General features: G+C 61.9%; 23 protein-coding genes and 1 tRNA gene. 14 read left to right on the top strand and 10 right to left on the bottom strand.

What is annotated here, in order from left to right; genetic code table 11:
• Positions 1–202: 202 nt before the first annotated feature.
• From RA26_RS00595 to RA26_RS00585, 3 genes are all read right to left on the bottom strand, one after another.
• Positions 203–427: a hypothetical protein gene (locus RA26_RS00595; RefSeq protein WP_241482562.1), complete on the bottom strand. Its 225-nt coding sequence runs from the start codon at positions 425–427 to the stop codon at positions 203–205.
• Positions 428–579: 152 nt separating this feature from the next.
• Positions 580–655: transfer RNA gene (locus RA26_RS00590), tRNA-Ile, on the bottom strand.
• 37 nt (positions 656–692) lie between these two features.
• A complete protein-coding gene (locus tag RA26_RS00585; RefSeq protein WP_039178438.1) occupies positions 693–1,628 on the bottom strand; it encodes a LysR family transcriptional regulator in 936 nt (311 codons plus the stop codon).
• Between the two features lie 119 nt (positions 1,629–1,747).
• On the opposite strand from RA26_RS00585, the gene RA26_RS00580 reads away from it, so the two are divergent.
• The 3 genes from RA26_RS00580 to purN all read left to right on the top strand — a co-directional run bounded on the left by RA26_RS00580 (position 1,748) and on the right by purN (position 4,492).
• On the top strand, positions 1,748–2,728 hold the full coding sequence (locus RA26_RS00580) for an MBL fold metallo-hydrolase (RefSeq protein ID WP_039178435.1): 981 nt from the start codon (positions 1,748–1,750) through the stop codon (positions 2,726–2,728).
• A 124-nt stretch (positions 2,729–2,852) separates the two neighbouring features.
• The gene (gene purM, locus RA26_RS00575) at positions 2,853–3,899 is read left to right on the top strand and encodes a phosphoribosylformylglycinamidine cyclo-ligase (RefSeq protein WP_039178432.1); all 1,047 of its coding nucleotides are present in this window, start codon (positions 2,853–2,855) and stop codon (positions 3,897–3,899) included.
• A complete protein-coding gene (purN, locus tag RA26_RS00570; RefSeq protein WP_039178430.1) occupies positions 3,896–4,492 on the top strand; it encodes a phosphoribosylglycinamide formyltransferase in 597 nt (198 codons plus the stop codon). The genes purM and purN overlap by 4 nt, the downstream gene beginning before the upstream one ends.
• Here purN and RA26_RS00565 read toward each other — a convergent pair.
• A complete protein-coding gene (locus RA26_RS00565; protein WP_039178427.1) occupies positions 4,489–4,674 on the bottom strand; it encodes a hypothetical protein in 186 nt (61 codons plus the stop codon). The two genes, purN and RA26_RS00565, sit on opposite strands and share 4 nt — an antisense overlap.
• A gap of 231 nt (positions 4,675–4,905) precedes the next feature.
• Between RA26_RS00565 and rnd the strand changes: the two genes are divergently transcribed.
• Positions 4,906–6,063 carry a ribonuclease D gene (rnd, locus tag RA26_RS00560; protein ID WP_039178425.1) on the top strand — a complete coding sequence of 386 codons (1,158 nt, stop codon included), beginning with the start codon at positions 4,906–4,908 and terminating at the stop codon, positions 6,061–6,063.
• A 77-nt stretch (positions 6,064–6,140) separates the two neighbouring features.
• On the opposite strand, the gene RA26_RS00555 is transcribed toward rnd, so the two are convergent.
• Positions 6,141–6,650, bottom strand: a complete 510-nt coding sequence (locus RA26_RS00555; protein WP_039178422.1) for a hypothetical protein — start codon at positions 6,648–6,650, stop codon at positions 6,141–6,143.
• 134 nt (positions 6,651–6,784) lie between these two features.
• Between RA26_RS00555 and RA26_RS00550 the strand changes: the two genes are divergently transcribed.
• Positions 6,785–7,195 (top strand): SufE family protein, encoded by a 411-nt coding sequence (locus tag RA26_RS00550; RefSeq protein WP_039178417.1) that lies wholly within the window; start codon positions 6,785–6,787, stop codon positions 7,193–7,195.
• A 60-nt stretch (positions 7,196–7,255) separates the two neighbouring features.
• On the opposite strand, the gene RA26_RS00545 is transcribed toward RA26_RS00550, so the two are convergent.
• Positions 7,256–7,966, bottom strand: a complete 711-nt coding sequence (locus tag RA26_RS00545; RefSeq protein ID WP_039178415.1) for a DUF1638 domain-containing protein — start codon at positions 7,964–7,966, stop codon at positions 7,256–7,258.
• 1 nt (position 7,967) lies between these two features.
• A complete protein-coding gene (locus RA26_RS00540; protein WP_039178412.1) occupies positions 7,968–8,666 on the bottom strand; it encodes a corrinoid protein in 699 nt (232 codons plus the stop codon).
• A gap of 249 nt (positions 8,667–8,915) precedes the next feature.
• On the opposite strand from RA26_RS00540, the gene RA26_RS00535 reads away from it, so the two are divergent.
• Positions 8,916–9,968, top strand: a complete 1,053-nt coding sequence (locus RA26_RS00535) for a PA0069 family radical SAM protein (protein ID WP_193747567.1) — start codon at positions 8,916–8,918, stop codon at positions 9,966–9,968.
• Positions 9,969–10,041: 73 nt separating this feature from the next.
• Positions 10,042–10,320: an acylphosphatase gene (locus tag RA26_RS00530; protein WP_039178409.1), complete on the top strand. Its 279-nt coding sequence runs from the start codon at positions 10,042–10,044 to the stop codon at positions 10,318–10,320.
• A gap of 72 nt (positions 10,321–10,392) precedes the next feature.
• Here the strand turns inward: RA26_RS00530 and bmt are convergent, their stop codons facing one another.
• Both bmt and RA26_RS00520 read right to left on the bottom strand, forming a co-directional pair.
• A complete protein-coding gene (bmt, locus tag RA26_RS00525) occupies positions 10,393–11,415 on the bottom strand; it encodes a betaine--homocysteine S-methyltransferase (protein WP_039178405.1) in 1,023 nt (340 codons plus the stop codon).
• Between the two features lie 260 nt (positions 11,416–11,675).
• Entirely contained in the window at positions 11,676–11,993 is a 318-nt protein-coding gene (locus RA26_RS00520; RefSeq protein WP_039178402.1) for a DUF1476 domain-containing protein, read from the bottom strand.
• A gap of 271 nt (positions 11,994–12,264) precedes the next feature.
• Between RA26_RS00520 and purC the strand changes: the two genes are divergently transcribed.
• From purC to RA26_RS00490, 6 genes are all read left to right on the top strand, one after another.
• On the top strand, positions 12,265–13,026 hold the full coding sequence (gene purC, locus RA26_RS00515) for a phosphoribosylaminoimidazolesuccinocarboxamide synthase (protein ID WP_019297459.1): 762 nt from the start codon (positions 12,265–12,267) through the stop codon (positions 13,024–13,026).
• A 101-nt stretch (positions 13,027–13,127) separates the two neighbouring features.
• The gene (purS, locus tag RA26_RS00510) at positions 13,128–13,358 is read left to right on the top strand and encodes a phosphoribosylformylglycinamidine synthase subunit PurS (protein ID WP_019297460.1); all 231 of its coding nucleotides are present in this window, start codon (positions 13,128–13,130) and stop codon (positions 13,356–13,358) included.
• Positions 13,358–14,026 carry a phosphoribosylformylglycinamidine synthase subunit PurQ gene (gene purQ / locus RA26_RS00505; protein WP_039178401.1) on the top strand — a complete coding sequence of 223 codons (669 nt, stop codon included), beginning with the start codon at positions 13,358–13,360 and terminating at the stop codon, positions 14,024–14,026. Before purS ends, purQ begins: the two co-directional genes overlap by 1 nt.
• 36 nt (positions 14,027–14,062) lie before the next feature.
• Positions 14,063–15,835 (top strand): ATP-binding protein, encoded by a 1,773-nt coding sequence (locus tag RA26_RS00500; protein WP_039178398.1) that lies wholly within the window; start codon positions 14,063–14,065, stop codon positions 15,833–15,835.
• Positions 15,836–15,865: 30 nt separating this feature from the next.
• A complete protein-coding gene (locus RA26_RS00495) occupies positions 15,866–17,203 on the top strand; it encodes a sigma-54-dependent transcriptional regulator (protein ID WP_039178395.1) in 1,338 nt (445 codons plus the stop codon).
• A gap of 587 nt (positions 17,204–17,790) precedes the next feature.
• Positions 17,791–20,748, top strand: coding sequence for an Rne/Rng family ribonuclease (locus RA26_RS00490; RefSeq protein ID WP_039178392.1), 2,958 nt, complete (start codon positions 17,791–17,793; stop codon positions 20,746–20,748).
• 158 nt (positions 20,749–20,906) lie between these two features.
• On the opposite strand, the gene RA26_RS00485 is transcribed toward RA26_RS00490, so the two are convergent.
• Positions 20,907–21,140 (bottom strand): sulfurtransferase TusA family protein, encoded by a 234-nt coding sequence (locus RA26_RS00485; RefSeq protein ID WP_039178390.1) that lies wholly within the window; start codon positions 21,138–21,140, stop codon positions 20,907–20,909.
• 94 nt (positions 21,141–21,234) lie between these two features.
• On the opposite strand from RA26_RS00485, the gene RA26_RS00480 reads away from it, so the two are divergent.
• Positions 21,235–21,987 (top strand): cytochrome c biogenesis CcdA family protein, encoded by a 753-nt coding sequence (locus RA26_RS00480; RefSeq protein WP_039178387.1) that lies wholly within the window; start codon positions 21,235–21,237, stop codon positions 21,985–21,987.
• Positions 21,988–22,068 lie beyond the last annotated feature (81 nt).

Raw genomic sequence — 22,068 nt, 5'->3', positions numbered from 1 at the left:
TGCGAGTAAAGCAGGGCTTCGCCTGTGGCGATCTGCTCCCTGCTAACCTTGCCTTGCCGCCATCTCAAGTTACGGAGTTGAGCAAATGTCTCCTTTGGAAATTTTAACCGCTCCGATAGGCAGGCCAGCGGCCTGCGCGCCTTTGAAGGCCCGGCGCGCTTGAGCTTCTGTGAAGGTCGTTGCTTACATATTTGCCTCATAATCAGTCCAGGAATTCGAATTCGATGCGGTTCACGGGTTCGTCCGGTGGGCAGCCGCGGTGGGCGGCGAGCATGTTGACAAAATCGGCCGGCGCATATTCGGGGAAGCCTTCGCGGGCGCAGTCCTCGGCTGTGATGGCGTTGAGGGGTTCGCGGCTGGTGCTGGTGATGCGGATCTGGCAGATGCGCTGCACCTTCTCCCTTGGATTGAGGCCCATGCACTTCACGCAGGCATTCTCCACGTCACCGGGCCGCAGGAGCCACCAGCCAAGGCGGCGGGTGACCGTAATCGAGTTTCTAACCTATTGATTTGTTTGGTTCCGGATTTGTTGCCCCATGGGGCGTCCATATTTTTAAATCAATAAATTGGCGGTGATTTTGGTAGGCCCGGCAGGATTCGAACCTGCAACCAAAGCGTTATGAGCGCTCTGCTCTAACCGTTGAGCTACAGGCCCGCCATGGATTTGTGGTTAGGAAAAGAGGCAGGTAAGGTCAAGCGGTGATTGCAGTGGCAGCTTGCGTTTCCGCCGGTGGAGGCCTGTGCAGAGCTTCCAGCCGGGCCATCGTGTGCTCTATCGTCAAGTCCCTGCGCCGGTCCGGGGTGCGGCGGGAGGGGTAGACCGCAAAGACGTCCTTTAAGGGGGCCTCATAACCAGGGAGCACCTGTTCGTATTCGCCGCTGGCCAGCTGCTCCTCGACCATGAAGCGGGGTGCGCGGGTATAGCCGGAGCCGCTGCTGACGGCGCGCATGATCAGGTCCGGGTCATCAGCGGTGAAACCGACCTGCACCGGTGCTGGGTATTCCTGCCCGCCGCGCCTCAGCGGGAAGAAGCCGCGGGTCTGGTCCTCGTGGTGCTGGATGAACTTGAGCCGTTTCAGTTCCTCCGGCGTTTGAGGGCGGGTTTCGCGGTCGAGATAGTCGGGGGTGGCAAACAATACGGTTTCCAAGGTGGAGATCTTGCGTCCGAACCCATCGGTATCACCCAACTGTCCTGTGCGGATCGCCAGATCATAGCCCTCGCGTACTACGTCGACCAGCCGGTCCTCCAGCCGCATCACGACGTTCAGGTCCGGGTGTTCCCGGTTCAGGTCCAGCAACATCGGTCCGATCACGCTGCGACCCAGAAAAGAATTCACGCTGATGCGGAAAGTGCCGGAGACGCTGCCCTCCAGCGCGTCCACCTCCGCGGTCATTCGGTTGTAGCCGCTTAGCAGCGACTGCGCGTGGCTGTAGACCAGATCGCCTGCACGGGTTGCGTGGATGCCCTTGGCGGTGCGATGCAGCAATTGCTGGCCGATCTGCGCCTCCAGTTGCTTGATCTGCTGGCTGACCGCCGATTGGGTGATGCCGCGGCGCTGGGCGGCACGGTTCAGGCTGCCTTCGTCCAGGGCGATGGTGAATGTCTCCAGCAAGGTCAGCTTGTCCATGGGGCGCCTATAAGAATTGCTAATAACCGTTATCGGTGCCGCCGGGCTGCAAGCTGCGGAAATGCGCGATTAAGTCCGGTGCACGGGAATATTTCCTGAAACAGATATTGGAGTTTCTTATGACAATCAATCGCAGGGCGCTTCTGAGCGGGCTGGCGGCGGCGCCGGCGGTGGTACTGGCAACCGGATTTGCTGGCAGTAATTGGGCTAGGGCGGCGGAGGGGGCAGCGCCGGCTTCGCCGGTCATTCACACCTTCACGCTTGGGGATGCCAGGATCACCGTGCTGCTGGATGGCCACCTGCCGCTGGGGACCCAGTTGATCAATGACTACGATGCTGCCAAGGCGAACACTGTTCTGGCGCAAGGTCTGCACCGGCTGCAGGGCGATGCGCTGCAGATCCCGGTCAACGGCTACCTGGTTGAGCGCGGGGGGAAGAGGCTGCTGATTGACACCGGTACCGCAGAGTTAATGGGGCCGGGCCTGGGGGCGCTGGGCGCCGGGCTGGCAGCAGCGGGCGTTGCGCCGGAGAGTATTGATACGATTTTGTTGACCCATATCCACCCGGATCATTCCGGCGGGCTGATCTCGCCGGACGGTGCCGCGGCCTTTGCCAATGCGGAGCTGGTGGTTGCGCAGCGTGAGTGGGACTTCTGGCATGACGATGCCATCATGGCAGGTGTGCCGGAAAGCAACCGTGGTTTCTTCGACATGGCCCGCCGCTCGGTTGCGCCATATGCCGACCGCCTGCACCTCCTGCAGGGGGAGGGTGAGGCCGCGCCCGGTTTCACCGCGCTGGAGCTGCCGGGCCATACGCCGGGCCACACCGGGTTCATGCTGGACACGGGCGGCGAAGGGCTGTTGTTCTGGGGCGACCTGATCCACAGCGCCGCGCTCCAGTTTGCGCTGCCGGACTGGACCATCGCCTTTGACACCGATCCTGGCCTGACCGCACAGACCCGGCGCAAGATGATGGACCGGGCGGCGGCAGACAATCTGCTGGTCACCGGCGCCCATCTCGACTTCCCGGCGCTGGGCCGGGTGCTGCGGCAGGGCGATGCCTTTGCCTATCAGGCGGCGCCTTGGCAGTTTGGTATCTGAGACCGGCAATGCCGGCCTGAAAAACACCCCGCTGCACCGTCAGGGACGGCGCAGCGGATTCCCTAGTTCCCTTCTGATGCGCCTTGCGCTAAAGGCTGCGCAACCGATTTGAAGGAGCCAAGTGATGACCAGCGGCAAGAACGGCCTGACCTATGCAGATGCAGGTGTGGACATTGATGCGGGCAACGCCCTGGTTGACCGGATCAAGCCGGCCGCCAAGCGCACCAACCGCCCTGGCGTAGCCAGCGGGCTGGGCGGCTTCGGCGCGCTGTTCGATCTGAAGGCAGCGGGCTACAATGACCCGATCCTGGTGGGTGCCACCGACGGTGTCGGCACCAAACTGCGGATTGCCATCGACACCGGCGTGGTGGACGGCGTTGGCATCGACTTGGTGGCAATGTGTGTGAACGACCTGGTCTGCCAGGGGGCTGAGCCGCTGTTCTTCCTCGACTATTTCGCCACCGGCAAGCTGGAGACCGACGTCGCGGCCCGCATCATCGAAGGCATCGCCGAGGGCTGCGTTCGTTCCGGCTGTGCACTGATCGGCGGTGAGACTGCGGAAATGCCGGGTATGTACCCGGAAGGCGACTTTGACCTCGCAGGCTTTGCCGTGGGCGCGATGGAACGCGGCACCGCACTGCCCGAGGGCGTGGCTGAGGGCGATGTGCTTTTGGGCCTGGCCTCGGACGGCGTGCACTCAAACGGCTATTCGCTGGTGCGCAAGCTGGTCGAAGTCTCCGGCCTCAACTGGGATGCGGATTGCCCGTTTGGCGATGGCTCCCTGGGTGCGGCGCTGCTGACACCGACCCGCCTTTACGTCAAGCAGTGTCTCGCCGCGGTGCGGGCAGGGGGCGTGCATGCGCTGGCTCATATCACCGGCGGCGGTTTGACCGAGAACCTGCCGCGGGTGCTTCCTGAGGACCTGGGTGCCGACATCGACCTGAATGCCTGGGACCTGCCGCCCGTGTTCAAATGGATGGCAGAGACTGGCGGCATTGCCGAAGCAGAGATGCTCAAAACCTTTAACTGCGGCATCGGCATGATCCTGTCGGTTTCCGCGGACCGTGCAGATGAGCTGGTCAAGGTGCTGGAGGGTGAAGGCGAGACCGTGGCCCGTCTGGGCACCGTCACCGCAGGCGCCGGCATGCGCTACTCGGGCAAGCTGCTGTGAGCCACAAAAAGGTCGCGATCCTGATATCCGGCGGCGGCTCCAATATGGTGTCGCTGCTGGAAAGCATGACCGGCGATCACCCGGCGCGGCCCTGTCTGGTGCTCTCCAACAACGCCGATGCCGGCGGTCTGGCCAAGGCTTCGGCGGCAGGCGTGGCAACCGCCGTTGTGGATCACCGCCCGTTCAAGGGCGACCGGGAGGCTTTTGAAGCAGAGCTGGTAAAGCCGATCTTTGAGGCCGGTGCGGACATCGTCTGCCTTGCCGGTTTCATGCGGGTGCTGACCGCAGGGTTTGTCTCGCAGTTTGAGGGGCGGATGCTGAACATCCACCCCTCGCTGCTGCCGAAATACAAGGGGCTGCACACCCACGCCCGCGCGCTGGAAGCGGGCGACGCAGAGCATGGCTGCACCGTGCACGAGGTGACACCGCTGCTGGATGACGGCCCTATTCTGGGCCAGGCGCGGGTGCCGGTGCTGGCAGATGACACGCCGGACACTCTGGCTGCGCGGGTGCTGGTGCAGGAGCATGCGCTGTACCCGGCCGTGCTGCGCCGCTTTGCCGCGGGCGACAAGGCACCGGTACAACTGCCCTAACGCGTTTGCTGCACGGTGGCGCTGTTGCCGTGCCAGTCCTGCGCCTCAGCCTGCTCTTCCGGCGCCATCAGTGCGGGCAGGCCGATCAGCACCAGCAGCACTGCAGCCGCCAAAAGCGGAATCAATCCGCGGGACAGAGTGAAGCCACTGGTTTTGGCGGGAGAAAGATCAAGTACGGTCATTGTGTGTCCTCCTGTGACGGGTGTGACACCAATCTAGGAGTGCAGAATTCATTATGAAAATGAATGTTTGCGAGGCCGTGCATCACATTTCGTGAACCCAATTGGCGCCCGTGTGCCGACGGCCACAGCGGTGACGGCAGAATTCTTTGCCCGGTCCGGCACCTGTTTGCATTGGCCGGGACAAGCGCGTATCACGGCCCGGTCCTACCGATAAACAAAAAGCCGTAATTGATGAAAACTCTGACCTCTACCGAAGAACTGCAGGCCTTCTGCGAAGCTGCAGCGCAGCATGCCTATGTCACGGTGGATACCGAGTTTCTGCGGGAGCGGACGTATTATTCCAAGCTGTGCCTGATCCAGCTGGCCTTTGCCGGGGACGGGGAGAACGACGCGGTTCTGGTCGATCCGTTGGCCGATGGCATCTCGCTAGAGCCGCTCTATGAGCTGTTCCGCAACGAGGCTGTGGTCAAAGTGTTCCATGCCGCGCGGCAGGATCTGGAGATCTTCTGGGTCGACGCGCAGGTGTTTCCGAAGCCGCTGTTTGACACCCAGGTTGCGGCGATGGTCTGCGGCTTTGGCGAGCAGGCGGGCTATGAAACGCTGGTGCGCAAGATCGTCAAGCAGGGGCTGGACAAGACCTCGCGCTTTACCGACTGGTCGCGTCGACCGCTGAGCGAAGCGCAGAAAACCTATGCGCTGGCGGATGTGACCCATCTGCGCAAGATTTACGAGTTCCTTGCTGCGGAACTGGACAAAAGCGGCCGCGCCCATTGGGTGACAGAGGAATTGCAGGTTCTGACAGATCCCGCGACGTATGACATCCAGCCTCAGGATGCCTGGAAACGGGTGAAGACACGCACCAATTCCGGTAAATTCCTGGCGGTTGTGCGCGAACTGGCCGCCTTCCGGGAAACTTATGCGCAGAGCAACAACGTGCCGCGCAATCGGGTGTTCAAGGATGATGCGCTGGTGGAGCTTGCCTCGACCAAGCCGCGCAACCCGGGGGATCTGGGCGGCTCCCGCCTGCTGCTGCGCGAGGCGCGCAAGGGCGCGATTGCTGAGGGTATTCTGGAGGCCGTGGCCAAGGGTGTTGCCTGCCCGGCGGAGAAGCATCCGAAGATGGACCGCAGCAAGGAGAAGCTGCAGGTGAACCCGGCTTTGGCGGATCTGCTGCGGGTGCTGCTGAAGGCCAAGACCGAGGCCGAGGGCGTGGCCGCCAAGCTGATCGCGCCCAGTGCCGATCTGGATGCAATTGCAGCAGGCCTGCGCGATGTTCCGGCCCTTAGCGGCTGGCGGCGTGAAGTTTTCGGGGCTGACGCGCTGCGGCTGTGCGAAGGCAAGATCGGACTGGCTGCCAAGGGGCAGGACGTGAAGGTGGTTGAGCTCTAAGTTCCCAGCTAGGTCTCAGTATCAAAAGAGAAAACGCCCGCTGATGCGGGCGTTTTCTCTTTTGATGGCCAGGAGATTCAGCGGCGCCGGCTTTCCCGTGCGTTCGTCTCGCCGTTTACCCTGACGATGCGGATCTCCTCCAAATCCTGGTTCGACAGGGTGCGGGCAGCATGCAGTGTGCGGCTGAACTCGCTGCCGGTCAGGGTAGGCCCTTCTGGGTAGACCACGCGGAAGTCGTACGTCAGCACGCCATCCTCAGCGTCCTCCACTGGGCGCAGCTCAACCTTGAAGGCGCCCTGACGCTCGGCAATGCCGGTTGCGTGGATGATCGCACCGGAGGCCGTCCGTTCAATTTGCAGTCCGGCGATCTGGCTGATCAGAACACTTTTGTCTTTGGGCGGCTTCTTGGCAAAGATGCCGCGGGCATTGCTCTCCTGCGGCAGCAGCGGGTTGACGTTCTCCGCCACCTCGACCTCTGCCGGTTCCGAGCTGCCAAACCAGTTGGTCGGGTTCAGCCGTGAATCCCGCCAGCCGCACGCTGAAAGCACCAGCGCGCAGGCCAATGTTAGAGCCAGTGGTTTATGCATTTGTCCCCGCCCATTCAAATTGTCTTTGCAACGGATTACCCGATTGGCTGCGGCTTGAAAAGCGGTTGAAAAGGGGCGGGCAGGGGCTTAGGTGCTGATCTGCACCTAATGCGGGTTTAGAGGATTGACCGACGATGGCCACTGCCGCCTTTGAAGAGATCGTTGAAGACTTCGAGTTCATGGAGGACTGGGAGGACCGTTACCGCCATGTGATCGATCTGGGCAAGGCAATGGAGCCGCTCGACGAAGCGCTGAAAGTGCCTGCGACCAAGGTGGACGGCTGTGCCAGCCAGGTCTGGCTGCATGCCACGATCGAAGGCGGAGAATTCCGGTTTGACGGTGACAGCGACGCGATGATTGTGCGCGGTCTGATCGCGGTGCTGCGCTGCCTCTACAACGGGCTGGCGCTGACAGAGGTTCCGGCGGTGGATGCCAAGGCTGAGCTGGGACGGCTGGGGCTGAATGAGCATCTGTCCTCGCAGCGCTCCAACGGTCTGCGCGCCATGATCGAACGGATCCGCGAAACCGCGATGGCGCAGGCCTGAAGCGGGCCGAGGGGTCGGCCCCTCGTGCTCCCCGGAGTATTTCCGGAAAGATGAAGAGGGCTACCGGGCCCAGTTTGTCATGGCGGTTTCCAGATCGCCATAACCGGTGTGGCGGTGTTCGAACGCCAGGCCCATGCGGTCTGCGCATTCTCGCGCTTTTTCCACCAGTTTGGGATCGCTGACCTGGGACTGGTAGACTAGCTTGGTGTAATTGCCGAACACCATGTCCCGCAGCTCCGGGTTCTTGTCGAGGCCCATCGGGCGCCAGACAAAGGCGTCGAATTGCTTGACCAGAAAGTCTGTGAGGTAGAAAGCGGTAATTTCGCCTTCTTCCGAATGGCGGGCAAAGGTCTCGTTGCCCTCGAAGAAGGAATAGCAATGCGGGCCTGCCACCATCTCCACGCCCAATTCAGCGCATTTACGCTCCAGCGCGCCGCCAGTGCCGCAGTCGGCATAAACCACGAAAATCTTGTCATAAACGGCTGAATGCTTGGCCACGGCGCCGTCGACGGCGTCCACGATCTGCTCGGGATTAAGATGCAGCTTGGCAGGCAGGCAGGTGAGGTCGATGTGATCCATACTGTTCGCATCCTTGATGGCAAGGATCTCGCGCGCCAGTGCACCGCAAGCAATCAGCAGGATGCGGCCGGTCTTCTTTTCAGGGGCGGCCAAGCCCTGTTCGGTGAGGGATGTTTCCTCAAGCGTCCGCCCGGTCGGCGGGCGGAATGCAGCCCGCTCTGTCAAGCGGGCTGCACGTCCTTTGCGTGCCAAATCAGGCGCTCATCGAGTTGTGCTTGCGCGCAACGAAGTCCTTGGCCATTTCCACGGCCACGGCTGCGTCACGGCAATAACCGTCGGCGCCGATTGCCTTGCCGAACTCTTCGTTCAGCGGTGCGCCGCCAACCAGCACGATGTAATCGTCGCGCAGGCCCTGCTCGACCATAGTGTCGATAACCACTTTCATGTAGGGCATGGTGGTGGTCAGCAGAGCCGACATGCCGAGAATGTCCGGCTTATGCTCTTCCAGCGATTCCAGGTAGTTCTCGACCGGGTTGTTGATGCCGATGTCGACAACCTCGAAACCTGCGCCTTCCATCATCATGGACACCAGGTTTTTGCCGATGTCGTGGATGTCGCCCTTGACGGTGCCGATGACCATGGAGCCCACGCGCGGCGCGCCGGTTTCGGCCAGCAGCGGCTTCAGGATGGCCATGCCGCCCTTCATCGCGTTTGCCGCCAGCAGCACTTCAGGAACGAACAGGATGCCGTCGCGGAAGTCGGCGCCGACGATGGTCATGCCGCCAACCAGCGCTTTGGTCAGAATGTCGTAGGGAACCCAGCCGCGTTCCAGAAGGATATTCACGCCTTCTTCGATTTCCTCTTTGAGACCATCATAGAGGTCGTCAAACATCTGCTGAACAAGTTCCTCGTCATCGAGTTCCGAGAGGATGATGTCTTCTTCGTCCGACATGCGCCTAATCCTTGCTGACGGGGGAATCCCCCGTGTTGGCCTATTTCTGAGGCTTTTGTGACAGAATGCTGTTTGCGAACTGCATTATTTGCGACATTGCCGCGTTTCTAACCGACGTATAGAGACAATTCCGGCGCAAGAATAATGAAGATTCCACATGGAAATCTTCGATTTCGCCCATTTGTTCTTTATTTGTTCTCTTTCGGGCGCTATTTTGCGCCTATGCTGCCTGAAAACACGCCACACACCATGCGCCGCAAAACGCGCGCCAGCCTCAGCAATGCGGCAGGCCGTTTCGAGATGGTTCGGGAAGGGGTGGATGATGGCTGGTTCCAGGAACTGCAGGATGCCGTGATTCCCACTGAGGTGCGCCAGGAAACGGCGCGCACATTGATCACTTACAACCGCTCGCCCGATCTGCCGTTCGACCGGTCTATCAATCCCTACCGCGGTTGCGAGCATGGCTGCATTTACTGTTTCGCGCGGCCCACCCATGCTTATCTGGGACTGTCGCCAGGGATGGATTTTGAAACCCGGCTGATTGCGCGCCCGAACGCTTCCCAGGTTCTGCGCAAGGAATTGTCGGCACCGCGCTACAGGGTGGCTGCAATTGCGCTTGGCACCAACACGGATCCCTATCAGCCCTGCGAGCGGGATCTGCGCCTTTCGCGCGCCTGCCTGGAGGTGCTGCGCGACTTCAACCACCCGGTGGCAATCGTGACAAAGGGAGCAATGGTGGAGCGGGATCTGGACATCCTGGCACCGATGGCGGCCAAGGGGCTGGTGCGGGTGGGGGTTTCCGTCACCACACTGGACCCGGACCTGTCCCGCCGGATGGAGCCGCGGGCGCCGCTGCCTGCCCGGCGGCTGGCTGCGATCCGGCGGTTGACTGCGGCCGGGGTGCCGGTGCGGGTGATGACCTCGCCTGTTGTGCCGGGGCTGACGGATCATGAGCTGGAGGCACTGCTGGCCGCGGGAGCGGAGGCTGGGGCTGATGCCGCCAGCTGGATCATGCTGCGGCTGCCGCGGGAAGTGTCGGAGCTGTGGCAGGAGTGGCTGGCAGAACATGCGCCGGGCCGGGCGGCCAAGGTGATGGCGCGGTTGCGCGAGATGCACGGCGGGCGCGATTATGACCCGCGCTGGGGGCATCGGATGCGGGGCGAGGGGCGCTATGCCGAGATGATCGCTCAGCGCTTCAAGGCGGCCTGCAAACGGCTGGGTCTGCGGGAGCGGACGGAGGCACTGCGTTGCGATCTTTTTGCGCGGCCGCCGCAGCCAGGTGATCAGCTGGCGCTGTTCTGACCGGTTGTTGAACAATCCGGGCGGCTGAAGTGTGCTAAGGTTGACATCACTCTGACAAGAAGGAGCGTGTCCAATGAGCATAGTTGCTATGAAGGCGCGCGTCACGGGACGCGTGCAGGGCGTGGCTTTCCGCACCTGGGCGCGGGCAGAGGCGCTGCGTCATGGATTGACCGGCTGGGTCCGGAATGAACCCGACGGTTCGGTCAGGGCCTTGCTGATGGGCCCTGCAGCCAGTGTCGCGGATATGGTGCGCAAAATGGGCCGCGGCCCCGGGGCAGCCTCGGTCAAGGATGTGCTGACGGAAAGAACCGATCCGGACCCTGGGATAAGCGGCTTTAGTATCACCGGATAGGTCGGGCAGGCCGAAAGAAAGCGCCGCGTGTGAAGACGCGGCGCCTTTCGTTCTGTCTGTGCCAGCTAGCGGTCAGGCGCGGCGGCGGCCACGGCGGCCGCGGCGCTCGCCGCCTGCTGCTGCATCCTCGCCAGTGCCATCGCTTTCAGAGGTGAAGGGGCCCAGCACCTCGACGATTTTCTCCAGCGCCGGTGCATCGCAGCGCGGGCGGCTGTCCAGCGCATCACGCATGGAGCGCAGGTGGTCAGGCATGGTGCCGCAGCAGCCGCCAATGATCTTGGCGCCGGAATCGCGGGCCATCACAGCATATTCGCCCATCAATTCCGGGGTGCCGTCATAATGAATGTGGCCGTCGACGTATTTCGGAATGCCTGCATTGCCCTTGGAGATGATCGGGCGCTCTGTGCCTTGGGCGGCAAAGCCCAGCACGGTGCGCAGGATGTCGGAGGCGCCGGTGCCGCAGTTGGCGCCAAAGGCCAGCGGCGCGTTGGCGAACTCTTCCACCAGCTGCGCCAAATCAGAGGAGGTCACGCCCATCATGGTGCGGCCTGCAGTGTCAAAGCTCATGGTGCCGCACCAGGGCATATCCGCCAGTTTGAAGGCCTCGGCTGCGGCGCGGAATTCTTCCGGTGCGGAAATGGTTTCCAGCCACAGCACATCGGCGCCGCCTTCTTTCAGCGCGTCGGCCTGCTCATGGAACATTTCAACCGCCAGTGAATGGGACATTTCGCCAACGGGTTCAAAGATTTCGCCGGTCGGGCCGACAGAGCCGGCAACGGCGATCTTGCGTTCCGCCTTGTCGGCGACTTCGCGGCCGAGTTCGGCGGCGATGCGGTTCAATTCGCGCACGCGGCCCTGTGCCTCGTGCAGCTTCAGGCGTGCAGCGGTGCCGCCAAAGCTGTTGGTCAGGAACAGGTCGCTGCCCGCATCAACCGACCCCTGGTAAAGCGCCAGGATTTTCTTGGGCTCATCGACGTTCCACAGCTCCGGTGCGTCGCCGGACTGCAGGCCCATGGCGAACAGGTTGGTGCCGGTCGCGCCATCCGCCAGCAGCACGTCCCTGGCGTCCAGCAGCTGTTTGAAGGTGTTTGTCATCAGTTGTGTCCCGTGTCAGCGCGCCGCCCCTGCAGGCAGGGCGGCAAAATTGTGGTCTTCCCCTGTCTCACGCCAGGCGGGCAGGGGCAATTTCATTTTCCTCATCTTCATTATGAAATCACTGACAAGCTGCCGCAAAGCCGCCGCCGCAGGATGATATGCGGCATGGCTTAAAGCACAAGCAGCCGTGTTCAGCCTTAAAATCTTCTGCCGCGGCAAACAAAAGGTTAAAGCCGCGGCCCGCCAGCCGCCAAAGGGCCTCAGCCAGCCTCGCTCAGGATCTGGTCTTTCGCCTGCGGAAGCAGTTCGGCGCGTTTCGCCCTGATTTCATCCGCGGAGGCTTTGCCCTGCAACGCGTCTTCCAGCTTGCGCACAACGTCCTCGTGGCCTGCCTCTTCCAGATCCGCGGCCACGACGGTTCCGGCAAATGTATCGGCGTCCGTGCCGCTCAGCCCCAGCAAGCCAGCGGCCCACAGGCCCAGCATTTTGTTGCAGCGCGCCTGCGCATTGAATTGCATCTCTTCGTCGTGGGCAAATTTGGCTTCAAATGCCTGCTCGCGGTCGTCAAATGTTGTCATGGTGCATCCTCATTAACCGGTTGAACCCCATCTATGATAGGAGCGTGATAGGGGGGCAGGGCAAGAAAAAACTTTGCCGGATAAGGCCTTAGTTTCGATGTTCCCGGGCAGTGCCGGCGTTGCGGGCCTTGTGCCTGCTGCGGCAAGCTGCGGAGGGATTGCCTTGTATCGGTGCGCCGCGCCGCTGCAAGCTTGCGGCTGAGGCCCCCTTGCACTATGAGAGCGGCACATCGCAGGGCCGGATTCCCGGCATTGACCCGAAAGGTTCCCAATGGCGCGTCGCAAGAAGATTTACGAAGGCAAGGCCAAGACTTTGTACGAGGGCCCCGAGCCCGGCACTATCGTGCAGTATTTCAAGGATGACGCCACCGCCTTCAACGCCGAAAAACACGACGTGATTGAGGGCAAGGGTGTCCTGAACAACATCCTGAGCGAGTTCTTTATGCTCGGCCTGGCGCAGATCGGCGTCCCGACCCATTTCCTCAAGCGCCTCAACATGCGCGAGCAATTGGTGCGCAGCTGCGAGATCATTCCGCTGGAAGTGATTGTGCGCAACTATGCGGCCGGTTCGATCTCCAAGCGCCTGGGCATCGACGAGGGAACCCAGCTGCCGCGCCCGGTGGTGGAATACTGCTACAAGGATGATGCCCTGGGCGATCCGCTGGTCACCGAAGAGCATATCGCTGCCTTCGGCTGGGCCAGCCAGCAGGACATGGATGATATCCTGAGCCTGGCGCTGCGCGTGAACGACTTCCTGTCCGGTGTGTTCCTGGCTGTGGGTATCCGGCTTGTCGACTTCAAGATCGAGATCGGCCGGATCTACGAGGGCGACTTCCAGCGCCTGGTGATTGCTGACGAGATCAGCCCCGACAGCTGCCGTCTGTGGGACATCAAGACCGGCCAGAAGTTGGACAAGGACGTGTTCCGCCGCGACCTGGGCAGCCTCACGGATGCCTACAGCGAAGTGGCACGCCGTCTGGGTGTGATGCCGAACAATCCGCCCGCGCCGGGCAAACCGACGCTGGTGAACTGAGATAAAGACCCGCAGCGCCTGCAGCGCCGCGGGTCTTTGAGTATTTTTGAAAAGATGAAGCCCGGCAGGGCTTCGCCATCGAAAACCTGAGGGATGATGCGATGAAGGCACGGGTGCATGTGATGCTGAAGAACGGGGTTCTGGATCCGCAGGGCGAGGCCGTGCGCCACGCGCTTGGCGCTCTGGGCTTCGACAAGGTCGAGGGTGTGCGTCAGGGCAAGGTGATTGATCTGGACCTGGCCGAAGGCGCCACCGAGGCAGACGTGACAGCGATGTGCGAGAAGCTGCTGGCCAACACCGTGATCGAATCCTACAGCATCGAGATGGCCTGATGAAGGCGGCGGTTGTTGTTTTCCCGGGTTCGAACTGCGACCGCGATCTGGCGGTGGCGTTTGAGCAGGCCGGTTTCGACGTGTCGATGGTCTGGCACAAGGACAGCACGCTGCCCGAGGGCGTGGACATCGTCGGCGTGCCGGGCGGGTTTTCCTATGGCGATTACCTGCGTTGCGGCGCCATCGCAGCCCAGTCGCCGATCTGCAAGGCTGTGATTGAGCATGCGGACCGCGGCGGTTACGCGATTGGCGTCTGCAACGGCTTTCAGATCCTGACCGAAACCGGCGTGCTGCCGGGCGCACTGCTGCGCAATGCGGGGCTGAAGTATATCTGCCGCACCGTGAACCTGAAGGTGGCGACCTCCGAGAGCGTCTTTACCCAGGGCTACAATGCAGGTGATGTGATCGGTGTGCCGATTGCCCACCACGACGGCAATTACTTTGCTGATGCGGAAACCGTGAAGGCGCTGCAGGATCAGGACCGCGTGGCCTTTACATACGAAGAAAATCCGAATGGGTCGGTCGCTGACATTGCCGGCATCCTGTCGGAAAACCGCCGTGTTCTTGGCATGATGCCGCACCCGGAACGGGCCGCGGACGAGGGCCACGGCGGCACCGACGGCGCGGCAGTCTTCCGCGCATTGGCGGGGATGGTCACCGCTGCGTGACTTGAGGATATGCCGTGGCGGTCATAGGGTATCTTTATGACCGCCACGCGCTCTGATGAGACCAAAAACAAGCCCAAGTCCGGATCCCGCACGATTTCGTGGCGGGCGCGGCTTGCGCTTGTATTGTTCATGGCTGTGGCTGCAGTCACGGTCTGGACCACCAACCGGGCGCTGACCCACCGTTTCACCGAAAGCACCCGCAACCGCGCTGAGCTGCGGCTGGCGCTGTACTCCGGCAACCTGCTGAGCGAGCTGCGCCAGCACGCCATCGTGCCGCAGCTTCTGGCCCGCGACCAAACGTTGATCTCTGCGCTTCAGTCCAGTGATTTTTCCCTGTCGACCCAGCGGCTGATTTCCTTTGTCGATGAAATCGGCGCGGCCTCAATCATGCTGCTGGCGCAAGACGGGCGCACGGTGGCGGCGACCGATCGCAACCGGCTGGGGGAAAGCCACCGCAACGCCGCCTATTTCGTCGATGCGGTGCGCGCAAAGTCGACGGTGTTTTCCGTCATCCCAAGAGAAGTGGGCGGGTACCGCTTCACCTATTCCCGCCGTGTGATCGATGCGACGGGGGTGCTGGGGGCGATTGTGGTTGAAGTCGACCTGCAGAAGTTCGAGCGCGCCTGGGCAGGGATCTCGGATGCGGTTCTGGTCACCGACAGCACCGGCAATATCATCCTCGCAACAGAGGCGCGCTGGCGCGGGCTGCAGGAGGCCGACGCCCTGACCCTGCAAACGCCCGAAGGTGCCATCCAGCGGGCGATCCGCGCCACCACGGACTGGACGGCGTTACCGCCGGATGCCTACCTGCAGGGCGAAGCCGTGATGCGGCTGGAAACCCGGGTCCCGTTCCAAGGGTGGCGTATGGCCACTTTCACCACCTATTCATCCGTCCGCGAACGGGTAAATGCGGTACTGGCGCTGGAAATCATGGGATTCGCCATCCTTCTGGCGCTGGCCTTCTATGCGCTCAGCCGTAAGACCGCGCTGCGCATGGCGCTGTTCCAGCGCGAGTCGGCAGAGCTTCGCGTATTGAACGCTCGCCTTCAGCGGGAAATCGCCGAGCGTGAACGCATGCAAAAGACCCTTGCCGTGGCGGAGCAAAGCCTGGCTCAGAGCTCAAAACTGGCGGCTTTGGGTGAAATGTCTGCCGCTGTCAGCCACGAGCTGAACCAGCCGCTTGCGGCGATGAAAACCTATCTGGCCGGTGCGCGTCTGCTGCTGAACCGGAACCGTCCGGACGAGGCGCTGGCCTCCTTCGGGCGCATTGATGATCTGATCGAGCGGATGGGCGCAATCACACGGCAGCTCAAATCCTACGCGCGCAAGGGCGGCGACGCGTTCAGCCCTGTAAACTTGGGCGATGCGCTGGCCTCCAGCCTGTCGATGATGGAGCCGCAGCTGCGCCAGCGCCATGTGAAAATAACCCGCATCCTGCCGGAAGAACCTGTTATGGTAATGGGCGACCGGATGCGGCTGGAACAGGTGATGGTCAACCTCTTGCGCAATGCGCTGGACGCCACCAAATCCGTGGCGGACCCTGAGGTGGAAATCCTGCTGGCAGCGGGTGAGACAGCAACCCTGTCGGTGCGTGACAACGGGATGGGTATCAAGGACTTCGACAATCTGTTTGAGCCTTTTTACACCACCAAGCAGCCCGGCGACGGGGTTGGATTGGGGCTTGCCATCTCCTCGGGGATCGTCAACGACCTTGGGGGACGGCTGACCGCCCGCAACGGGCAGAACGGCGGGGCGGTCTTTGAAATGCAATTGCCGGTCCTGGTGGACGGTATCGAAGCTGCCGAATAGGCAGCGCGGAGTGATTAGGAGTGAACGCGCATGGCCCAGGCTATGAAAATCGCGATCGTGGACGACGAACAGGATATGCGGCAGTCGATCAGCCAGTGGCTGGCGCTGTCTGGCTATGACACGGAGACTTTCTCCAGCGCCGAGGAAGCGCTGAAGGTGCTCGGCCCGGATTATCCGGGTATCGTGATCTCCGACATCAAGATGCCGGGCATGGATGGCATGCAGTTCCTGAAGAAGCTGATGGGCAGTGACAGCGCCCTGCCGGTGATCATGATCACCGGCCATGGCGATGTGCCGATGGCGGTGGAAGCGATGCGCGTCGGTGCCTTCGATTTCCTGGAAAAGCCTTTCAATCCGGATCGTATGTCGGAGCTTGCCAAACGCGCCACTGGTGCACGCCGGCTGACGCTCGACAACCGAGTGCTGCGGCGCGAACTGTCCGACGGCGGCCAGATCATGAAAAAGCTGATCGGCCAGAGCCCGGTGATGGAGCGGCTGCGCGAGGATATTCTGGACTTGGGCCAGGCCGACGGCCATGTGCTGATTGACGGCGAGACCGGCACTGGCAAGACACTGGTGGCTCACGCGCTGCATGCGGTTGGAAGCCGTGCAGGCAAGAAGTTCGTGCTGATTTCCTGCGCTGCTTTGGAGGAGGAGGCGCTGGCCAAGCGTCTATTCGGTCCGATGCTGCCCGAAGACAGCATGCTGCCTGCCATCGAAGAGGCCCGCGGTGGCACCCTGGTACTGGAGGACATCGACGCGCTGTCAGAAACCCTGCAGGCCAAACTGCTGAGTGTGATCAATGAGCAGGGCACCCCGGCTGAAACCCGGATTGTTGCTATCTCCAACCTGCAGGAAGCGGGCAAGACCTGTGAGGACGCGCTGCGCCCGGATCTGTTCTACCGCCTGGCAGCCCTGCGCATCACCGTGCCGCCGCTGCGTCAGCGCGGCGAGGATATCCTGACTCTTTTCACCCGCCTCAGCGAGCAGTTTTCCGAGGAATACGGCTGCGACGCGCCGCAGGTGAGCGCCCAGGAAGCCGCGCAGCTGCTGCAGGCGCCCTGGCCGGGCAACGTGCGCCAGCTGATCAACATCGCGGAACGTGCTGTGCTGCAGTCGCGCCGCGGCTCTGGCACCATTGCGTCGCTCTTGATGTCCGATCACGAGGAAATGCAGCCGGTGATGACCACCGAGGGCAAGCCTTTGAAGGAGTACGTGGAAGCGTTCGAGCGGATGCTTATCGACAATACTATGCGCCGCCACAAAGGCTCGATTGCCAGCGTGATGGACGAGCTGTGCCTGCCGCGCCGGACGCTGAACGAGAAAATGGCGAAATACGGCCTGCAGCGTTCGGACTACCTGGCCTGACTTCTGGAGTAAGCCGTTTCCTGACGCCAATATCGGGCAGGAAAGCGCTGGTCCTTGGTTTCTGAGCTTGGGTTGGTTTTCGGCACGGCCTTGGAAACTAACTAAAAATTAACGGCTTGCCTGTTAGGGGCAGGCCGTTTGCATTTTCAGGCCGCCGATGACGAATGTCCATTGTCATTACCTATCCACAGGCCTTATGCTGGCGCAACGGGCTGGAAACCGGCATATGGATCCGCCCGTTCTGAAGAGTTTCGCTGGCTTTTGCTTTTGTCCGGCATGATCCGAGAAAGCAGCAGCCAGACCGATTGGCCCTCTTGAACCAAGAGGGCAGTTTAGCGCCCAAACCGGAATTACCGCCGGTGCAGGGATAACAAGGCAGGCACGGGCACGCCCGGCTGCCGGAGAAGAACCGCGATGACGCGCGCGAGAGCGAAGAGCACTGAGGCAGGAAGGCCGGGCATAGACCCCGGGACCACCTGCTGCACCGCGCCGTCCATTATCGCCCTGACAAGACACCACCCGAAACGCGCGCGGCCGCCTGGAAGCAGGAGGCTTGCGGGCGCACAGGGCAGGTGCACCAAGGAACCATGGCAAAGAAGATGCTTATTGACGCCACCCACGCGGAAGAAACCCGCGTTGTGGTGGTCGATGGAAACAAGGTTGAGGAGTTCGACTTTGAATCCGAAAACAAACGCCAGCTTGCTGGCAACATCTACCTCGCAAAAGTAACCCGCGTCGAACCGTCCCTGCAGGCGGCCTTTGTGGACTATGGCGGAAACCGTCATGGTTTCCTGGCGTTTTCGGAGATCCACCCGGATTACTACCAGATCCCCGTCGCGGACCGTGAGGCCCTGATGGAGGAAGAGCGCGCCTATGCCGAGGCGATGCGCGCCCGCGACGAAGACGAGGAAGAAAAACCGGCCAAGCCCAAGCGCTCGCGCCGCTCTAAATCCTCTGCCAAGGCAGCTAAGGCGTCGTCCAAGGATGCCGTGGAAACCAAGGAGGTCGAGGCCTCTGAGGCGGCGGCCAGTGAAATCGCTGGTATGGAAACCATTGATCTGACCGACAGCACAGAAGCTGCGGACGTCCCGGCAGAACTCGCCGAGGTTCCGGAAGGTTCCTCGCCGATGGAACGTGTCGCCGACACCCCGGTGGAAGAGCCGGAAGAGGGCGAGGCCGCAGAGGCTGCACGGGATGCAGAAGAGACCGACGCCGTTGCGGAGGACGCTGCAGAAGAGATCGCCGAGGCACCGGCTGAAGACGCCGCGGTTGAAGCTGGCGAAGCCGAAGCTGAGGCAGAAACTGCGGCTGCAGATGAAACGGCCGCTGCTGAAGATGTTCAGGCAGAAGAGGGCGCTGCTGACGGCGACGAGGAAGGCGATGACGACGGCGAAACCAGCCGTGCAGATGCCACCTCCAAGGACGAAAGCATCGAGTCGGTTGCCGACGAGGACGACAGCGAAGACATCCGTCCGCCGCGCAAACCGCGTCCGCGCCGCTACAAGATCCAGGAAGTGATCAAGGTGCGCCAGGTACTGCTGGTGCAGGTCGTCAAGGAAGAGCGCGGCAACAAAGGCGCGGCGCTGACCACCTATTTGTCGCTGGCCGGCCGCTACTGCGTGCTGATGCCCAACACCGCCCGTGGCGGCGGCATCTCCCGCAAGATCACCAACGCAGCCGACCGCAAGAAACTGAAGGACATTGCAACCGAACTGGACGTGCCGACCGGCGCGGGCCTGATCGTGCGCACCGCCGGTGCCAAGCGCACCAAGTCCGAGATCAAGCGCGACTATGAATACCTGCAGCGCCTGTGGGAGCAGATCCGCGAGCTGACGCTGAAATCCATCGCACCGGCCAAGATCTATGAAGAAGGCGACCTGATCAAACGCTCGATCCGCGACCTCTACAGCCGCGAAATCGACGAGGTTCTGGTGGAAGGCGACCGCGGGTACCGCATCGCCAAGGACTTCATGAAGATGATCATGCCGTCCCACGCCAAGAATGTGAAGCACTACCAGGACGGGCTGCCGCTGTTTGCGCGCTTCCAGGTGGAAAGCTACCTGGCGGGCATGTTCAACCCGACAGTGCAGCTGAAATCCGGCGGCTACATCGTGATCGGCGTGACCGAGGCGCTGGTGGCGATCGACGTGAACTCCGGCCGCGCCACCAAGGAAGGCTCGATCGAGGAAACCGCGCTCAAGACCAACCTGGAGGCCGCCGAAGAGGTGGCGCGCCAGCTGCGCCTGCGCGACCTTGCCGGTCTGATCGTGATCGACTTCATCGACATGGACGAGCGCAAGAACAACGCCGCCGTCGAAAAGCGCATGAAGGACAAGCTGAAGACCGACCGTGCCCGCATCCAGGTGGGCCGGATCTCGGGCTTTGGCCTGATGGAAATGTCGCGCCAGCGCCTGCGTCCCGGCATGATCGAGGCCACCACCGCGCCGTGCCCGCACTGCCATGGCACTGGTCTGATCCGCTCCGACGATTCGATGGCGCTGTCGATCCTGCGTCAGATCGAGGAAGAGGGCACCCGCCGCCGCTCCCGCGAAGTGCTGGTGCGCTGCCCGGTGTCTATCGCCAACTTCCTGATGAACCAGAAACGCGAGCACATCGCCCAGATCGAGGCGCGCTACGGCCTGTCCGTGCGTATCGAAGGCGACGCGCATCTGGTCAGCCCGGACTTTGTGCTTGAGAAATTCAAGACCGCGTCGCGTACCGTTCCGGCGGCAACCGCGCCTGTGGTTTCTGTGGACACCTCGATCATGGATCAGGTGGATGCGGAAGAGACCAAGCAGGACGAGGAAGAGAGTACTGCTGTTTCCGAAACGGAAGCGCATGAAGACACATCTCAGGACGACAAGCCCAAGCGCAAGCGCCGCCGCCGCCGCCGTCGGAAGGGTGGCAATGGCGAGCAGTCTCAGAACGGTGAGGCTGGCGAGACTGGCGAAGAGGCGTCTGACGACCAGGAACAGCCCAAGGAAGAAGCTGCCGAGGCGTCCGAGCCTGCTGGTGAAGGCGAGGAAGCACCTGCGGAAGAGGTGAAGGGGAAGAAACGCTCCCGCACCCGTACCCGCTCGCGCAAGCCGAAGGCCAAGCCTGCAGAGGCGGAAACCGCTGCTGGTGAAGAAGCCGCAGCCGAAGAGGCGGCGCCGGTTGAAGCTGCTGAGGCGCCGGTGGCGGCTGAGGAGGCTGCCGAGGCAGCTGACGCACCGGTGGCTGAGGCCGCAGAACCTGTAGCGGAGCCCGCTGCCGAGGCTGAAGCCGCAACTGCAGTCGCCGAAGAAGCCCCTGCGCAAGAGGAAGCGTCGGCAGAGACTGAAGAGGCCTCCACAGAAAGCGCTGAAGAAGCCGAAGCGGAAACCGCTGCTGCAGAGCCAGAGGCGGAAGCAGAACCCGCCGCTGAAGAGCCTGTCGCAGAAGAGGCTGCACCTGTGCAGGAAGAAAAACAGCCGGAGCCCGCGATGGCCGGTGCGGAGGCGGAGCCGGAACCGGCATCCCCGCCCAAGCCCAAGCGCCGCGGCTGGTGGTCGATGGGCGGCTGAGGCTGAAAGGAAATGATTTTGGGAAGGGCGGGCCGTTTGGCCTGCCTTTCTTTTTTGCTTGCTGGTGGTGCTCCACAGTCAAAAACTTCGTTGTGTTCCGGGCCGGAATTCGCGCCGAATTCCGCTTGCCGCGAAGCACAATACCGGTTCGTGAAGTCTTAGCTGACTTTGCGGATCAAGTAGATCTGATGACCGTCACCGGCGCTGTGGCCAAGAAACTCATGGCCTGCCTCATTGCAGAAATGCGGCACGTCGATCACTGCCGCGGGATCATCCGCCAGCAGCTCAAGAACTTGGCCAGGCTGCAGCGATTTCAGCCGCTTGCGGGCCTTCAGGACGGGCAGGGGGCAAAGCAGCCCGATTGCGTCTACGGTCTCTTTGATCTCGGTCATGGTGTGCAGATAAGCGGGATGTTTCATGCTGTCCACAAGGATGTGACCAGCCGTCCCCGTGACGTTGGTCCGCGGCTGACATAAGTGTTGGAACATGTTTGGAATCGAGATCATCGACGCAGGGCTGCTCCCTGCCATGCTGGTGGCGCTGCTGGGCGGCGTGATCAGTTTCCTGTCTCCCTGCGTGCTGCCGATTGTGCCGCCTTATCTGGCCTATATGAGCGGTGTGACCATTGGCGAGATGCAGGGCACTGTCGCCGCGCGCCGCAAGGCAATCATCGCCGCACTGTTTTTTGTGCTGGGGCTGTCGACAGTGTTCCTGCTGCTTGGCTTCACGGCCTCGGCCTTTGGTGCATTTGTGCTGAAGAATCAGGAACTTTTCGCGCAGGTCTCAGGTGTTGTGGTGATCATCTTCGGCCTCCACTTCCTGTCGGTGTTCCGCATACCCCTCTTGGACCGCGAGGCGAGAATGGAGGCCGGCGAGTCTGGTGGTTCCGCCCTTGGCGCCTATGTGCTGGGTCTTGCCTTTGCCTTTGGCTGGACACCCTGTATCGGCCCGCAGCTGGGGGCAATTCTGTCGCTGGCGGCCTCTGAGGCTTCGGTTAGCCGCGGCACCATTCTGCTGGGCGTTTATGCCGCGGGCCTGGGCGTGCCGTTCTTGCTGGCAGCGATGTTCCTCAACCGGTCGATGACGCTGATGAACAAGATGAAGCGCCATATGGGGCTGATTGAGAAAGTGATGGGAGGCCTGTTGCTGTTTGTCGGCATCATGCTGGTCACCGGATTGTTCACCACTTTCTCCTGGTGGCTGCTGGAGACCTTCCCGGCCCTGGCGACGCTGGGCTGAGACCAAGGAATGGGAGGGGCCTTCAGGCCCCTTTTTCTTGAACATTCCAAGCCTTACTCTTGCCGGATTGCACTGCTAATC

This window comes from Leisingera sp. ANG-M7 (genome assembly GCF_000813965.1).
Classification (GTDB): domain Bacteria; phylum Pseudomonadota; class Alphaproteobacteria; order Rhodobacterales; family Rhodobacteraceae; genus Leisingera.
The sequence above is the reverse complement of the archived record's forward strand: the minus strand, read 5'-3'. Positions and strand labels throughout refer to the sequence as shown.

Bases quoted from the DNA above. Each gene is read 5' to 3' on its own strand.
- RA26_RS00585 (WP_039178438.1), bottom strand. From the start codon at position 1,628: ATGGACAAGCTGACCTTGCTGGAGACATTCACCATCGCCCTGGACGAA.
- RA26_RS00580 (WP_039178435.1), top strand. From the start codon at position 1,748: ATGACAATCAATCGCAGGGCGCTTCTGAGCGGGCTGGCGGCGGCGCCG.
- purM (WP_039178432.1), top strand. From the start codon at position 2,853: ATGACCAGCGGCAAGAACGGCCTGACCTATGCAGATGCAGGTGTGGAC.
- RA26_RS00565 (WP_039178427.1), bottom strand. From the start codon at position 4,674: ATGACCGTACTTGATCTTTCTCCCGCCAAAACCAGTGGCTTCACTCTG.
- rnd (WP_039178425.1), top strand. From the start codon at position 4,906: ATGAAAACTCTGACCTCTACCGAAGAACTGCAGGCCTTCTGCGAAGCT.
- RA26_RS00555 (WP_039178422.1), bottom strand. From the start codon at position 6,650: ATGCATAAACCACTGGCTCTAACATTGGCCTGCGCGCTGGTGCTTTCA.
- RA26_RS00550 (WP_039178417.1), top strand. From the start codon at position 6,785: ATGGCCACTGCCGCCTTTGAAGAGATCGTTGAAGACTTCGAGTTCATG.
- RA26_RS00540 (WP_039178412.1), bottom strand. From the start codon at position 8,666: ATGTCGGACGAAGAAGACATCATCCTCTCGGAACTCGATGACGAGGAA.
- RA26_RS00535 (WP_193747567.1), top strand. From the start codon at position 8,916: ATGCGCCGCAAAACGCGCGCCAGCCTCAGCAATGCGGCAGGCCGTTTC.
- RA26_RS00530 (WP_039178409.1), top strand. From the start codon at position 10,042: ATGAGCATAGTTGCTATGAAGGCGCGCGTCACGGGACGCGTGCAGGGC.
- bmt (WP_039178405.1), bottom strand. From the start codon at position 11,415: ATGACAAACACCTTCAAACAGCTGCTGGACGCCAGGGACGTGCTGCTG.
- RA26_RS00520 (WP_039178402.1), bottom strand. From the start codon at position 11,993: ATGACAACATTTGACGACCGCGAGCAGGCATTTGAAGCCAAATTTGCC.
- purC (WP_019297459.1), top strand. From the start codon at position 12,265: ATGGCGCGTCGCAAGAAGATTTACGAAGGCAAGGCCAAGACTTTGTAC.
- purS (WP_019297460.1), top strand. From the start codon at position 13,128: ATGAAGGCACGGGTGCATGTGATGCTGAAGAACGGGGTTCTGGATCCG.
- purQ (WP_039178401.1), top strand. From the start codon at position 13,358: ATGAAGGCGGCGGTTGTTGTTTTCCCGGGTTCGAACTGCGACCGCGAT.
- RA26_RS00500 (WP_039178398.1), top strand. From the start codon at position 14,063: ATGACCGCCACGCGCTCTGATGAGACCAAAAACAAGCCCAAGTCCGGA.
- RA26_RS00495 (WP_039178395.1), top strand. From the start codon at position 15,866: ATGGCCCAGGCTATGAAAATCGCGATCGTGGACGACGAACAGGATATG.
- RA26_RS00490 (WP_039178392.1), top strand. From the start codon at position 17,791: ATGGCAAAGAAGATGCTTATTGACGCCACCCACGCGGAAGAAACCCGC.
- RA26_RS00485 (WP_039178390.1), bottom strand. From the start codon at position 21,140: ATGACCGAGATCAAAGAGACCGTAGACGCAATCGGGCTGCTTTGCCCC.
- RA26_RS00480 (WP_039178387.1), top strand. From the start codon at position 21,235: ATGTTTGGAATCGAGATCATCGACGCAGGGCTGCTCCCTGCCATGCTG.